Raw genomic sequence first — 14,590 nt, 5'->3', positions numbered from 1 at the left:
TAGGGATTTAATTTAAAATATAATAATTATACTGTCAACTCACGTGCCAATTTATTTAAGTCCAAGCCCGAAAAATTGCCTGAACTCATTAAAAGTAAGTTTGAATTTGCAAAATTAATGCTTTTTAAATGAACTTTTAGTTTACTTATGTCATCAAAAAACAACAAATTTAAGTTTTTAAAGTTGGTTCTAACGTCGTTTTGGTTAAATGGTTCTAATTTTTTATGTAAAAAAGTATCATTATCAATAAACACTATCGCTTCATCTGCTAAGTCCATTGTATTTGCATAAGTTTTTAAAAACTCTAAATTTAAACTACTAAAAGTATGCAATTCAATACAAGCTACTAGCTTTCTATCAGGGAATTGAGATTTAACAGCTTCTATTGTAGCTTTTAATTTCGACGGAGAATGCGCAAAGTCCTTGTAAACATTAGTCGTCTTACCATTAAATAATAATTCCAATCTTTTTGCTGCTCCTGAAAAAGAAGATATAGATTCGTTAAATGCAATTTCATCAATTCCAAGTTCCTTACAGATTAACTTAGCAGCATTTAAATTTAATAAATTATGATTCCCAAACACCTTTAAACCAATGTGTTCTGGCTCCAAATAAGTCACCCCATCAACCACCTTATTTTCTGGTAAACCGTATGGTATTTTGTTCACTTCTTTTTGGTTATTCTTTACTAGTTCATTTAAATCCTCGTCTAATGAACAATAAATCAAACTTCCATTAGGTTCAATACTGTCTATAAATTTATCAAACTGTAGTTTATAGTCGTCATAAGTTTTAAAAACATTGATATGATCCCACGCTATTCCACTTATAACAGCAAGGTTTGCTTTATATAAATGAAATTTTGGTCGCATATCTATTGGCGAAGCTAAATATTCGTCGCCCTCAATTACAATAATTGGAGCATCGGTTAATTTAACCATTGTTTCAAAACCTTCTAGTTGAGCACCAACTAAATAATCAAATGCTTTATTTTGATGCTTCAGAACATGTAAAATCATAGAAGTAATGGTAGTTTTACCATGACTTCCTCCAATTACAACTCTTAACTTATCCTTACTTTGTTCGTAAATATATTCAGGATATGAATATATTTTTAACCCTAATTCTTGTGCTTTTAACAACTCAGGATTATCTTTTCTAGCATGCATCCCTAAAATTACTGCATCTAAATCTGCAGTAATTCTTGATACGTCCCACCCCATTTCTGCAGGTAATAGCCCATATTTTTGTAATCTGGATGATGAAGGCTCAAAGATTTGATCATCTGATCCACTTACTTGAAAACCTTTTTTAGAAAGCGCTATTGCTAAATTATGCATGGCGCTTCCGCCAATAGCTATGAAATGAATGCGCATAATATCGAATTCTTTTGATAAATGTAATAAATTATTAAGATTATTGTTTATTAATACTTAATTTATTTTTAATTAAAAATTAAGTACAACATTTTGGAAGTAAATGAATTAAGGCAGTTTTTTACATTCCAATGCTACCCAATCCCCCATTTTTTTATGACTTACGTATTCCATTTTAAAAGGTTTGCAAGCTTCTAAAATCATCCCCATATCTGGTTCTTCGTAAAATCCACTGAAAAATATTGAACCATTTTCCTTCAACACTTCTGCATATCTTGGAATTTGATCTAACAATATATTTCTATTAATATTAGCTAAAATGGAATCAAAAATTTCATTAGGAATAATTTCCTTTCCTCCACAAATTGCTTTAATTAAAGGCTGATTATTTAAATTGGCATTTTCTATGGTACTTTCATAGGAAAGCGGGTCGTAATCTATCGCAATTATTTCTGTAGCGCCCTTTTTTGCAGCAAGAAGTGCAAGTATTCCTGTTCCACATCCCATATCTAATACCTTTTTGCCCTTCCAATCTCGCTCTAAAATATACTCCATCATCATGGTAGTAGTTTGATGGTGGCCCGTCCCAAATGCCATCTTTGGGTCTATAATTATTTCGTATGGAAATGTTGGTTTAGGATCGTGAAATGTCGCTCTCACATAACATTGGTCTTTAACCACCATAGGTGAGAAGTTTTTTTCCCAAGCGGTATTCCAATTTTCAGGAACAACTTCAGAAATCTCAAATGTATATTCTATTTCTTCATCAAAATCTGATAAAGTAGAATTTAGTACGCCTTCATCAAACTCCGAAGTTTGAATAAAAGCATTAAATCCATTTTCAGTTTCATCAAATGATTCAAAACCGATAGATCCTAAAACATCTATCAAAAGATCTACTTGATATTCCTCAGCCTTAATGAGGTTAAAATTAACTTTTGTATATTCCATTATCCGTTTAATGCTTTAACTATATCCGTAAAATCTCTCGATTTTAAAGACGCTCCACCAATTAATCCCCCATCAATATCCGATTGCGCAAAAAGTGCAGCAGCATTGCCTGGATTACAACTTCCACCATATAAAATTGAGGTGTTATTGGCAATTGTTTGGTTATAATGATTTTCTATTTCCTGACGAATAAAGCTATGAATATCCTGAGCTTGCTCTGGACTAGCTGTTAATCCGGTTCCAATTGCCCAAACGGGTTCGTAAGCTAGAATGACCTGTTCAAATTCAAATTCAGACAATCCAAATACACCTTCTTTTAATTGGGTTCTTAAAACATCAAAATAACTACCGTTATTACGTTCTTCTAAGGTTTCGCCAATACAGAAAATAGGCTTTAAATTATTCGCTAATGCTTGTTTGGTTTTAACTAAAAGTAATTCATTAGATTCAGCAAAATATTGACGGCGCTCCGAATGGCCAATAATTACATAATTTGCCCCTGTTGATTTTATCATATGAGCAGAAATCTCTCCTGTATATGCACCTGAAGCTTGATCATGACAATTTTGAGCTCCAACATGCACAATCCCCGCGCCTAATTTTGCAAATTGATTTAATAATGGGAAAGGTGGACAAATTATAACTTCTTGTGTTCCATTTCGCTCATCGTTAACCATGTGCACAATTTCAGAAAATACAGACATCCCCTTCTCCATGTCTAAATTCATCTTCCAATTTCCTGCTACTATCCTTTTTCTCATATTAAAAATGCCTAAATTCTTGTGTGTTTTCAAAAACTGCCTCTAAAATAGCTTTTTCTTGATCATTAAACACCATATTTCGGCGTGAATATACTTTTTCTGACGTTTCATACATTTTTTTCAATGTATAAATTTCAAACCCATGCGCCCCTCCCCAAGAAAAATCTGGAATAAAATTGCGGGGAAATCCACTGCCAAAAATATTGGCACTAACACCTGCCACAGTTCCAGTATTAAACATGGTATTTATAGCACATTTTGCATGATCAGCCATAATTAAACCGCAAAACTGCATACCTGTAGGCCTAAAACGTTGAGTATTATAATCCCATAACCTTACTTCAGCGTAATTATTCTTTAAATTAGAATTATTACTATCAGCACCAATATTGCACCATTGACCTAAAACGGCATTCCCTAAATAACCATCGTGTCCTTTTGAAGAATAACCCCAAATAACCGCATTGTTAATTTCGCCTCCTACTCTACTATGCGGACCAATGGTGGTTTGACCATAAATTTTAGCACCCATTTTCACATCAGAATTATCGCATAAAGCAAAACTTCCTCTAATATGTGAACCTTCCCATACTTGAGAATTTTTCCCTAAATAAATTGGACCTTGTCGAGTATTAAAAGTAGAACACTCCGCTTCTGCACCTTCTTCAGCAAAAAATTGATCACCTAAAATTATATTGGTAGAACTTATTGAGGCACTTTCTCTTCCCTTAGTAATCCAATCAAAATCCCTCTTAATAGCAATATCATTGAACTTAAAAATATCCTCTGGAAACTGAATTTGTAAAAAATCTTCCTTGTAATCTACAGTTTCAAATTCTTTAAGATTAAAAAGAACATTTGGATCTATGGAATTTGTATGCCATGCAATACAAGTAGAACCCTTAATTAAAACCTGATTAGGTTTTAAACTTAGGATTACAGAAATTAATTTTGGGTCTGGACAAATACTTCCATTTATAACAAAATCGGAAGCTTGAATTGAAGGATACTTTGCTTGTAAATAATCTTGCGTTATAAATCCAACAGCGGCTTTTAATTGCTGTTGCCATTTCTCTGCAATGGTTAATATCCCTATTCTTAAATCTGCAACTGGTCGAGTAAAAGTTAAAGGCTTAAGCGTTTTCCATTCCGAGGTATCTATGAGATTTAGGTTCATAGATACAAAAATAAAAAAAAGCCCCGTAGTTTTACGGGGCTCTTTAACTTATAATGAAATAATTTAATACTTTTATTTCTTTGCGTAACGAGTTTTGAATTTATCAATACGACCAGCAGTATCAACTAACTTCATTTTACCAGTGTAAAAAGGGTGTGAAGTATGAGAAATCTCTAACTTGTATAATGGATATTCATTTCCATCTTCCCATTTAATTGTTTCTTTAGTCTCAACACAAGATTTAGTTAAAAAAGCATATTCGTTTGACATGTCTTTAAAAACTACCATTCTGTAATTCGAAGGATGCAGATCTTTTTTCATTCTATATTTTATTTATGGTCTTGAAACGAAGGGAATGCAAATTTAGTCATTACCGCAACGTGCCAAAAATTTATTACTATTTCTTTAAACAGATTTTTAAGGTTGCAAATATCATAATTTTATTTCTCAAAAGCAAACGAAGTATAAATAAAATATTTTAATTCGTTTCAGGTTTATTTCACACCAAGTATTAAGAAAATTATTATCAAAATATCTACACCATTAATTTTGCACTAAAATACAAATTAATCCGCAAGAAACGACCTAAAACAGGTATATTGCGATATTTTTCTTTAAAATAAAATATGGAATTATATTATTCATTCTCGGTATTAATAGTTTTAGCCTCATTTTTCGCCTATTTAAATCTACGCTATTTAAAGCTACCAGCCACAATAGGGATTATGATTATCGCGATGATAACCTCTATTTTACTTGTAATAGTGCATAATGTATTTCCAAATAGCTTACTCAAATTCACAAACTTTTCGCAACTGCTAAAAGATGTAGATTTTACTGAAGTACTAATGGGTGCCATGCTTAATTTTTTACTGTTTGCTGGAGCTATTCATATTAATTTAAAGGATTTAAAAGAACAACGTGCACCGATTATTATATTTTCGACGGTGAGTGTTATCATATCAACTTTTGCAGTAGCTGGTCTATTGTATTATGTAACTGCCTTTTTAAATATCGACTTACCCTTTATCTATTGTTTGCTGTTTGGCGCTTTAATTTCACCTACAGACCCTATTGCTGTAATGGGTGTTTTAAAAGAAGCTAAGGTTAAAAAATCCTTAGAAACTAAAGTTGCTGGAGAATCTCTTTTTAATGATGGTGTTGCCGTTGTTGTATTTGCTGTAATACTTCAATTAACTAGATCAAGTGACATGGATATCAACTTTTTAAATATTTCATGGTTATTGTTAAAAGAAGCGGGCGGCGGATTTATTTTAGGTGCGCTTTTGGGATTTGGTGCTTCAGATGCGATGCGTAAAATAGATGACTATAAGGTATCTGTTTTAATCACTCTATCCGTTGTAATGGGTGGATATTTAATTGCCCATGCCATGCATATTTCTGGTCCACTTACCATGGTTGCTGCCGGACTCGTTATAGGAAATTATGGCAAAAATAATGCTATGTCGGCCACCACTAAAGATTATCTAGGTAAATTTTGGGAATTAATTGATGAAATATTAAACGCCATTTTATTCCTATTTATAGGCTTTGAATTACTTATTATCGAAAACCTAACCTCTTATTGGGGAATTGGACTAATCACCATCTTCATTGTTTTACTAGCTAGATTTATTTCCTTATTTATTCCTGTAAAAATCATTCCATTTCGAAATAAATTTAGCAATGGAACGATTAAAATACTAGTTTGGGGTGGCCTAAGAGGTGGTGTTTCAATCGCATTGGCTCTATCTATAGACGAAGGTCCAAACAAACCCATTATTATTGCCATCACCTATTTTGTTGTAGTATTTTCTATTATAATACAAGGATTAAGCATTGGTAAATTAGCCAATAGGGTATTATCTAAAGAAGAAGAATAAAAAAATTAAAAACAATTAACCCTCTATTTTTGTTTTGCGAGCAATTACCAAATTCATAGAAGCATGATTGTTTTAAATCATAACAATACACACATCCATAACAATAACACTATTAAAAAGCTAGTATTTCTTGTTATAATTGGCCTTATAGCATTTATTCAGCCTTCAAATGCTCAAAGAATATGGGTGAACTCAGAGAAGAAAGAATGTGTAAGTTTAGTTCCACAATTATGTTTACAAGTAAAATATAAATCGTCTACAGAATGGCAAAACTTCTATGGACCAATAGAAGGCTTTAATTTTGAACCTGGAAATGAATACCTGATAAAAATTAAAACAATTGACGTCAAAAATCCGCCAGCAGACGGCTCAACCAAACGATATGTTTTAAAAAGAATTATAAAAAAGACCAAGAAAAATATTGATATACCTATAATTCAAAATATAACCTGGAAATTAATAGAAATCAACCAAAAAGTATTGCCAAATTCTAAAGCAAACCTTTCGTTTATTGACAATGGCATAAAAGGATCATTAGGTTGTAACACATACTTTGGTTCGTACACAATTACTAATCAAACCATCAATTTCAAAGCAATAGGAAGCACATTAATGGCTTGTTCAGATACAGATATTATGCAATTGGAAAACGAATTTGCTAAACTTCTCTCAGATAACAGTTACACCTATTTAATTGAAGATTCCTTCTTAAAATTATCAAAAGACAATAAAGTAGTCATGGTATTTGAGGCAAACAAATAAGTTTTTCAATCAATATTAAACTAAAAATCAGATAAACTAAAACAACAATATCTTAACAAAATTACCTGATTTCTTGACAAAGTTCCATCAACACCCCATTGGTTTCCTTTGGGTGAACAAAACAAATAAGCTTATTGTCTGCTCCTCTCTTCGGTTGTTCGTTTAACAACGTATAACCTTCCAACTTTAGTCGTTCCATTTCTTTAAAAATATCTTCAACATCAAAAGCGATATGATGGATACCCTCCCCTTTTTTTTCCAAAAATTTAGCGATAGCACTATCTGGATGCTTAGCTTCGAGCAATTCTATCTTATTTTCGCCTGTTAAAAAAAAAGCGGTTTCCACGTATTCCGACTCTACTTTTTCTCTTTTATAACATGGAACCCCTAAAATTAAGGTGTAATTTTTTATGGATTCTTCTAAATTTTTGACAGCAATTCCAATATGTTCAATCTTTCGCATCATGTTTAGTTGTAAAAATGTAAAAATGCATGTTTTTATGGGTTTTTCATAACTCAAACTTATATTGATAGAAATCTTTTTTAGTATCTTTGTATATTATTAAGTATAAAATATCCCCATGGAACTTCCAATATATTTAGACAATAACGCAACAACACCATTAGATCCACGCGTTTTAGAAGCAATGCTACCTTATTTAACCAGTAAATTTGGTAATGCTGCTAGTAGAAACCATGCTTTTGGATGGGTTGCTGAAGAAGGCGTAGATTATGCTCGCGAGCAAGCAGCAAAATTAATTGGCGCAAATGAAAAAGAAATAATTTTTACGTCTGGCGCTACTGAAGCTGATAATTTAGCTATTAAGGGCGTTTTTGAAATGTATAGCGATAAAGGAAATCATATTATTACCGCTACTACTGAACATAAAGCCGTATTAGATACTTGTAAACATTTAGAAAAATTAGGTGCTAAGGTTACCTATCTAAAAGTTAAAGAAGATGGTTTAATAGATTTAGCAGAATTAGAAGCTGCTATGACTCCTCAAACCATTTTAGTTACCATAATGTACGGAAACAACGAAATTGGTGTAATTCAGCCAATCAAGGAAATTTCTGCAATTGCTCATAAACACGGTGCCTTATTTATGACCGATGCAACTCAAGCGGTAGGTAAAATTCCGGTTGATGTTAATGCAGATGGAATCGATTTATTAGCTTTTTCTGCACATAAAATGTATGGCCCAAAAGGTGTTGGTGCACTTTATGTTCGTAGAAAAAATCCAAGAGTTAAAGTTACAGCTCAAATGGATGGCGGTGGCCACGAAAGAGGTATGCGTTCTGGAACTTTAAATGTTCCTGGAATTGTAGGATTCGGAAAAGCTTGTGAATTGTGTCGCTTAGAAATGGATGCTGAAGCTAAACGTTTATCTGCTTTACGCGATAAATTAGAACGCGAGTTAACTACTTTAGAAGAAAGTTATGTAAATGGTAATACAGAAAACCGTTTACCACATGTAGCAAATATATCTTTTAAATATGTTGAAGGTGAAGGCTTAATGATGGCGATGAAAGATTTAGCTGTATCTTCTGGTTCAGCTTGTACATCTGCTTCTTTAGAACCTTCATACGTATTAAAAAGTTTAGGTTTATCTGATGATTTAGCACATTCATCTATCCGTTTCGGATTAGGTAGGTTTACTACTGAAGAAGAAGTTGATTATGCAATTGAAGTTACTAAGAAAGCCGTAAACCATCTAAGAGATTTATCACCACTTTGGGAAATGTTTAAAGAGGGGATTGACTTAGATAAGATTGAATGGGCAGAACATTAGTTTTATAAAATGCTCGCTAGTTGCGTTATGCTTGCTTATTAAAAATGCTCATTTGCATTAGCAAACTCCGCTTTTTAAAAGCTACGCAAGCCTTACTAGCAAACATTTTATAAAAACTATAATATTTCAAAATCAATGGATGTTGATTTAAATGCTCGCTAGTTGCGATGTACTTATTGATTAAAATGTTAGTTCGCATTTGCATACTACGCTCTTAAAGCTACGCAAGCCTTACTAGCAAACATTTTATGAAAACTAAAATATTTCAAAATCAATGGATGTTGATTTAAATGCTCGCTAGTTGCGATGTACTTATTGATTAAAATGTTAGTTCGCATTTGAATACTACGCTCTTAAAGCTACGCAAGCCTTACTAGCAAACATTTTATGAAAACTAAAATATTTCAAAATCAATGGATGTTGATTTAATTGCTTGCTAGTTACAACGTTATGCTTGCTTATTAAAATGCTCATTTGCATTAGCTAGCATTTAATATTAGCAACTTGATTAAAGTAGAATAAATAATATAGATTAAACCTTCATTTAGGAGTATAATCTAATAATAGAAACCCTTAGTTGTAAGTTTACACTAAAAAATATTAATAAAAATGGCTTATTCAGAAAAAGTTATCGATCACTATACCAACCCTAGAAATGTTGGAACACTAGATAAAGACAGTAAATCTGTAGGCACTGGTTTAGTAGGTGCTCCAGAGTGTGGTGATGTTATGCGTTTACAAATTGAAGTAGACGACCAACATAGAATTACAGATGCAAAATTTAAAACTTTTGGATGTGGTTCTGCAATTGCATCATCGTCTCTAGCAACAGAATGGTTGAAAGGAAAAAGTATTGATGAAGCTTTAGCAATAGACAACATGGATATTGTTGAAGAATTAGCATTACCTCCAGTTAAAATTCACTGTTCTGTATTAGCAGAAGATGCAATTAAATCTGCTATTAACGACTACAGAGTAAAGAATGGCATGGAAGCATTAGAATTGCCTAAATCTCATCACTAGAATAATTAGCGTTGATTTGTAAACCTTATAAATCAACGCTTTTAAACACTAAATAATGATTACAATAACAGATAAAGCAAAGAACAAAATTGATGAGCTGGTGCAACAATCTGCATTAGATAACACCTATTTTTTGCGTGTTTCTGTAAAAGGTGGTGGTTGTTCTGGATTATCATATAATCTTGATTTTGATAATGAAACCCAAAAAGGAGATCAATTTTTTGAAGATAAGGGAATTAAAATTGCCTTAGATATGAAATCCTTTTTATACCTCGCGGGAACAGAATTAGATTTTACCGACGGATTAAATGGAAAGGGTTTCAACTTTAACAACCCAAACGCAAGCAGATCTTGTGGTTGCGGCGAGAGTTTTTCTGTTTAACTAACATTTATTATATTTGTTTTCAGGGCACCTTCGTGCCCTTAGCTATTTATATGCTAGTTTAACACAGATATGACTCAAAAAATAAAGCCAGTTTTTACAGAAAAAACTACCATTCCAAGCTTCTTACGCAATGTGGTAGCTAATATTCATCCAGAAACAGATACATTTTTAATTCATAAAGTTGGTAACAACTGGGTAAATATTTCTTATAAAGATGCTCTTAATAGAGCCGATGCCGTGTCTGCATTCTTTCTTAATAATGGAATGCAAAAAGGAGACAAAGCTGGTTTAATGATAGAAAATGGTCCTGATTATGTTTACTATGATCAAGGAATTCAACAAATTGGAGCAGTAAACGTTTCTATCTACCCTACTCTTTCAGAACACGAAGTTCAATATATAATTAATGACTCCGGAATAAAATCACTCCTAATTGGAAATAATTTCCTTTTTAGAAAAGTGCTTAAAATAGCTGCCAATTGTCCGCAATTACAATTTTTAATTCCAGCATTTGAAGGTTATGAAAAAGTAACTATTCCAGAACAAGTAAAAGCTACAATTATTCCTTTTAAATCTATTTTAGAAAATGAAGGAAAAGTGAACTCAAAAATTATTGAAACCATCAATAAAATAAGAGCTTCAATTGAGCAATCAGATTTATCATCGTTAATTTATACTTCAGGAACTACAGGAACTCCAAAAGGAGTTATGCTTTCGCATGGTAATTTTGTAAATAACGTTAGGGTTTGTTTAGATCAGATTCCTGTTATTGATCAAAATGAAACCTTCCTTTCATTTCTTCCTTTAAGTCACGTTTTCGAACGAACTGCCACTTACCACGTTTGTATTGCTCAAGGTTGTAAAATTGCTTATGCTCAAAGTTTAGAACTTTTAGCGAAAAATATGGCAGAGGTGCGTCCAACTGTAATGAGTTGTGTACCAAGATTATTAGAAAGAATTCATGATAAAGCTATAAAAAGTGGAACTGATGCAGGTGGATTAAAAGCGAAAATATTTTTATGGGCATTAGAAGTTGGTAAAGAATATAGAAATATAAAAGAAGCAGGAAAAACACCTGGACCAATCATCTCTTTTAAACAAAATATGGCTGAGAAGCTTGTATTTAGTAAAATTAAAGAGAAAACTGGTGGAAGATTAAAATTTATGATTTCTGGAGGTGCTGCACTTCCTAAAAATGTAGGTGAGTTTTTCGGAAATCTTGGAATTAAAATATTAGAAGGTTTTGGTTTATCTGAAACTTCGCCCGTTATGTGTGTAACGGAGTACGATAGACAAGTTTATGGTACCGTAGGAAGAGTAATTCCTGATATAGAAATCGGAATTCAGGATATAGATACCAAGGAAATTTATACGATCCAAACGCACGAATCATTTAATCCGGATTTTGAAAGTAAGGAAGGTGAAATTATTGTACGCGGACATTGTGTAATGCAAGGTTATTGGAATAAACCAGCAGAAACCGCAGAAGCAATTGATCCAGATAAATGGTTCCATACCGGCGATATTGGAAAATTCCATAAAGGTAACCTTCAAATTACCGATCGCTTAAAAAATATGATCGTAAATGCTTATGGAAAAAATGTTTATCCTACACCTGTAGAAAACACTTATCTGAAAAGCTTAAAAATAGAACAAATGTTTATTATTGGCGACAAACGCGAATATATTACCGCGATTATTGTCCCAAGCAGAGAAACTTTACAAGAAACTTTTAATTTACCTAACGAATTTTTCGAAGAAACCAATCCATTCATAGAAGATCAAAATATCGTTGATTGGATAAATGAAGATGTTAAAAAACTTTCTAATGAATTAGCAAAATTTGAAAGGATAAAACATTTTAAAGTTAAAAGGAATCCATTTACTCAAGAAGAAGGTGAAGTTACCCCGTCTTTAAAATTAAAGCGAAAGGTAATTGAAAATAAATACGCTGAGAGCATTAATGAAATGTACATAGCCACCTCAGATGCTGAGTAATTGTAAATTAACCCTACCATACCCAATATAAAATAAGACAATGACCACTCCACTTTCGGAACAAGAAAAATTAAGAAGAGAAGCGCTACAACAATTGCGTGCTATGGGAATAGATCCCTATCCTGCAGAAGAATTTCTGGTTAATGCTACTGCAGATGATATTACTGCAAACTTTAACGAAGAAACTAAGGATAAGTATAAGGAAATTTCTATTGCCGGACGTATCATGACCCGTAGAATTATGGGGAGTGCTAGTTTTGCCGAAATTCAGGATGCAACAGGACGAATTCAAATCTATTTAAAAAGAGATGATTTATGTACTGGAGAAAATAAAGACTTATACAATGTAGTATTTAAGAAATTAATGGATCTTGGTGATTTTATAGGAATCACTGGGTATGCATTTACCACTCAAACGGGCGAAATTTCTATTCATGCTACTTCATTAAAATTACTTTCTAAATCGTTAAAACCACTTCCTATTGTAAAAAGAGACGATGAAGGAAATACATATGATGGTTTTACTGACCCAGAAATGCGTTACCGTCAGCGTTATGTAGATTTAACCGTAAACCCACATTTCAAAGATATCTTCATTAAACGAAGTAAGGTTATCCATACCATGCGTAATTACTTTGAAGAGCAAGGTTGGATGGAAGTAGAAACGCCTATTTTACAAGCTGTTCATGGTGGTGCAGCCGCTCGCCCTTTCGAAACTCATCACAATACTTTAGATATGCCGCTTTTCTTAAGAATAGCGAACGAATTATATCTAAAACGTTTAATTGTAGCTGGATTTAACGGCGTTTATGAATTCGGAAAAATGTTTAGAAACGAAGGGATGGATAGAACCCATAACCCTGAGTTTACTTCAATGGAGATTTATGTAGCCTACAAAGACTATATATGGATGATGAAAATGGTTGAAGATTGCCTAGAAAAAGTAGCTATTGCAACCACAGGATCATCTAAAGTTAAAGTTGGTAATCATGAAATTAATTTCGCTGGTCCATACGAACGATTAACGATGTACGAGTCTATCCAAAAATATACAGGAATTGATGTTTCTGAAATGGATGAAGCTACATTAGCGGCAACTTGTAAACAACAAGGTATTGAAATAGACGACTCAATGGGTAGAGGTAAATTAATTGATGAATTATTCAGCGAAAAAGTTGAAGCACATTTAATTCAGCCTACTTATATTACAGATTATCCTTTAGAAATGACTCCTTTAGCTAAGAAGCATAGATCTAAAGAAGGATTGGTAGAACGATTTGAATTATTCGTTAATGGTAAAGAAATTGCAAACGCCTATTCAGAATTAAATGATCCAATTGATCAGAAAGAAAGATTTGAAGATCAATTAAAATTAGCAGCTAGAGGTGATGATGAAGCTATGGCTATGGACGAAGATTTTGTTCGTGCACTAGAGTACGGAATGCCTCCTACTTCGGGTTTAGGAATTGGTATCGATAGATTAGTTATGCTGATGACCAACCAAAGTAGTATTCAAGAAGTATTATTCTTCCCTCAAATGCGACCAGAGAAAAAAGCTAAAGTTACTACTGACGCTGATTTTATTGCCGCTGGAATTCCTGCTGAATGGGTAGAAGTAATTCGTAAAATGAATTTCAATACATTAGAAGAATTTAGAGCAGCAAATCCTAATAAAGTATTCAATGATTTAGGTGGAATGCGTAAAAAATTGAAATTAGAAATAGTTATGCCAACTAGAGATCAATTTGATCAATGGGGCAAATAATTAAAAATAAAAAAGTCCTGATTCAAATGAATCAGGACTTTTTTTATGTGATTTAAAATAGAGTTTCTATCTATATCTTACTTGCTGTTGTTTATCAATCATTCCTAATTGATCTTTCATCATCTTAATCTGATCTGCTAATAATTTATTTTTATCAGCTTTCTTAGCTTCAGTTAAATATTGCTGAGCTTCTCTTTTATTTCGTTTTGCAATTGAAATACCCGCCAAGCTTAATTTAGCTAAAGCTGTATTATGATCCATATGCATACCTAGAGATAAAGCTTTTTTGAAGAATTTTTCACTTTGCATAGGTGCACGTCTAGATTCTATTAAACCTAATAATAAATTATAATAACCATGTTGTGCACGAAGTAATTCGCTTTCGTAATTTTTGATTCTCTTTAAAAATACCTCAGCTTTAGCCATATTGTCTTTACGTAAAAACCACTGCGCTAATAACATATTTTCGTTATAAAAAAACGTAACCAACACAATAATACTTATAAAGAACAATGGAATTCCCCAACCCCAAAATCCAAAAATCATCAAAGCAATAGAACCGCCCATCATAGCGAGGGCAAGAATTAAACGTAATATATTTGGCATCTAATTTGTTTTTATTAAACCGCAAATATCGTGATTATTTAGGTATTTTTATAAGGAATTAAATTCTATTATTTTAATTTCTACATTTAAATTGGTAATTATTAAATTGC

14 protein-coding genes are annotated in these 14,590 nt (G+C 32.5%); 7 read left to right on the top strand and 7 right to left on the bottom strand.

Going from position 1 to position 14,590, the window contains the following annotated elements; all coding sequences use genetic code 11:
* Positions 1-26: 26 nt before the first annotated feature.
* From VRU49_RS08690 to VRU49_RS08670, 5 genes are all read right to left on the bottom strand, one after another.
* A complete protein-coding gene (locus VRU49_RS08690) occupies positions 27-1,376 on the bottom strand; it encodes a UDP-N-acetylmuramate--L-alanine ligase (protein WP_330146387.1) in 1,350 nt (449 codons plus the stop codon).
* Positions 1,377-1,484: 108 nt separating this feature from the next.
* On the bottom strand, positions 1,485-2,327 hold the full coding sequence (prmA, locus tag VRU49_RS08685; protein WP_330146386.1) for a 50S ribosomal protein L11 methyltransferase: 843 nt from the start codon (positions 2,325-2,327) through the stop codon (positions 1,485-1,487).
* Entirely contained in the window at positions 2,327-3,088 is a 762-nt protein-coding gene (gene tpiA / locus VRU49_RS08680; protein ID WP_330146385.1) for a triose-phosphate isomerase, read from the bottom strand. Before tpiA ends, prmA begins: the two co-directional genes overlap by 1 nt.
* A 1-nt stretch (position 3,089) precedes the next feature.
* Complete coding sequence (locus VRU49_RS08675; protein ID WP_330146384.1) at positions 3,090-4,265, bottom strand: GlmU family protein; 1,176 nt, start codon at positions 4,263-4,265, stop codon at positions 3,090-3,092.
* Positions 4,266-4,337: 72 nt separating this feature from the next.
* A complete protein-coding gene (locus tag VRU49_RS08670; RefSeq protein WP_330146383.1) occupies positions 4,338-4,586 on the bottom strand; it encodes a type B 50S ribosomal protein L31 in 249 nt (82 codons plus the stop codon).
* A 305-nt stretch (positions 4,587-4,891) separates the two neighbouring features.
* Here VRU49_RS08670 and VRU49_RS08665 point away from each other — a divergent pair, with 305 nt between their 5' ends.
* Entirely contained in the window at positions 4,892-6,148 is a 1,257-nt protein-coding gene (locus VRU49_RS08665; RefSeq protein WP_330146382.1) for a cation:proton antiporter, read from the top strand.
* Positions 6,149-6,211: 63 nt separating this feature from the next.
* A complete protein-coding gene (locus tag VRU49_RS08660; RefSeq protein WP_330146381.1) occupies positions 6,212-6,910 on the top strand; it encodes a DUF4377 domain-containing protein in 699 nt (232 codons plus the stop codon).
* Between the two features lie 61 nt (positions 6,911-6,971).
* Here the strand turns inward: VRU49_RS08660 and mce are convergent, their stop codons facing one another.
* Entirely contained in the window at positions 6,972-7,376 is a 405-nt protein-coding gene (mce, locus tag VRU49_RS08655) for a methylmalonyl-CoA epimerase (protein ID WP_330146380.1), read from the bottom strand.
* A gap of 115 nt (positions 7,377-7,491) precedes the next feature.
* Here mce and VRU49_RS08650 point away from each other — a divergent pair, with 115 nt between their 5' ends.
* From VRU49_RS08650 to lysS, 5 genes are all read left to right on the top strand, one after another.
* Positions 7,492-8,703: an IscS subfamily cysteine desulfurase gene (locus VRU49_RS08650; protein WP_330146379.1), complete on the top strand. Its 1,212-nt coding sequence runs from the start codon at positions 7,492-7,494 to the stop codon at positions 8,701-8,703.
* A gap of 609 nt (positions 8,704-9,312) precedes the next feature.
* On the top strand, positions 9,313-9,726 hold the full coding sequence (gene iscU / locus VRU49_RS08645; protein ID WP_330146378.1) for a Fe-S cluster assembly scaffold IscU: 414 nt from the start codon (positions 9,313-9,315) through the stop codon (positions 9,724-9,726).
* Between the two features lie 55 nt (positions 9,727-9,781).
* The gene (locus VRU49_RS08640; RefSeq protein WP_330146377.1) at positions 9,782-10,108 is read left to right on the top strand and encodes a HesB/IscA family protein; all 327 of its coding nucleotides are present in this window, start codon (positions 9,782-9,784) and stop codon (positions 10,106-10,108) included.
* 72 nt (positions 10,109-10,180) lie between these two features.
* Entirely contained in the window at positions 10,181-12,109 is a 1,929-nt protein-coding gene (locus VRU49_RS08635) for an AMP-dependent synthetase/ligase (protein WP_330146376.1), read from the top strand.
* A 40-nt stretch (positions 12,110-12,149) separates the two neighbouring features.
* Positions 12,150-13,874, top strand: a complete 1,725-nt coding sequence (gene lysS, locus VRU49_RS08630; RefSeq protein ID WP_330146375.1) for a lysine--tRNA ligase — start codon at positions 12,150-12,152, stop codon at positions 13,872-13,874.
* A 66-nt stretch (positions 13,875-13,940) separates the two neighbouring features.
* On the opposite strand, the gene VRU49_RS08625 is transcribed toward lysS, so the two are convergent.
* Positions 13,941-14,480: a DUF2892 domain-containing protein gene (locus VRU49_RS08625; RefSeq protein ID WP_330146374.1), complete on the bottom strand. Its 540-nt coding sequence runs from the start codon at positions 14,478-14,480 to the stop codon at positions 13,941-13,943.
* Positions 14,481-14,590 lie beyond the last annotated feature (110 nt).

Source organism: Pedobacter flavus (assembly GCF_036324285.1).
GTDB classification, from domain to species: domain Bacteria; phylum Bacteroidota; class Bacteroidia; order Sphingobacteriales; family Sphingobacteriaceae; genus Pedobacter; species Pedobacter flavus.
The sequence above is the reverse complement of the archived record's forward strand: the minus strand, read 5'-3'. Positions and strand labels throughout refer to the sequence as shown.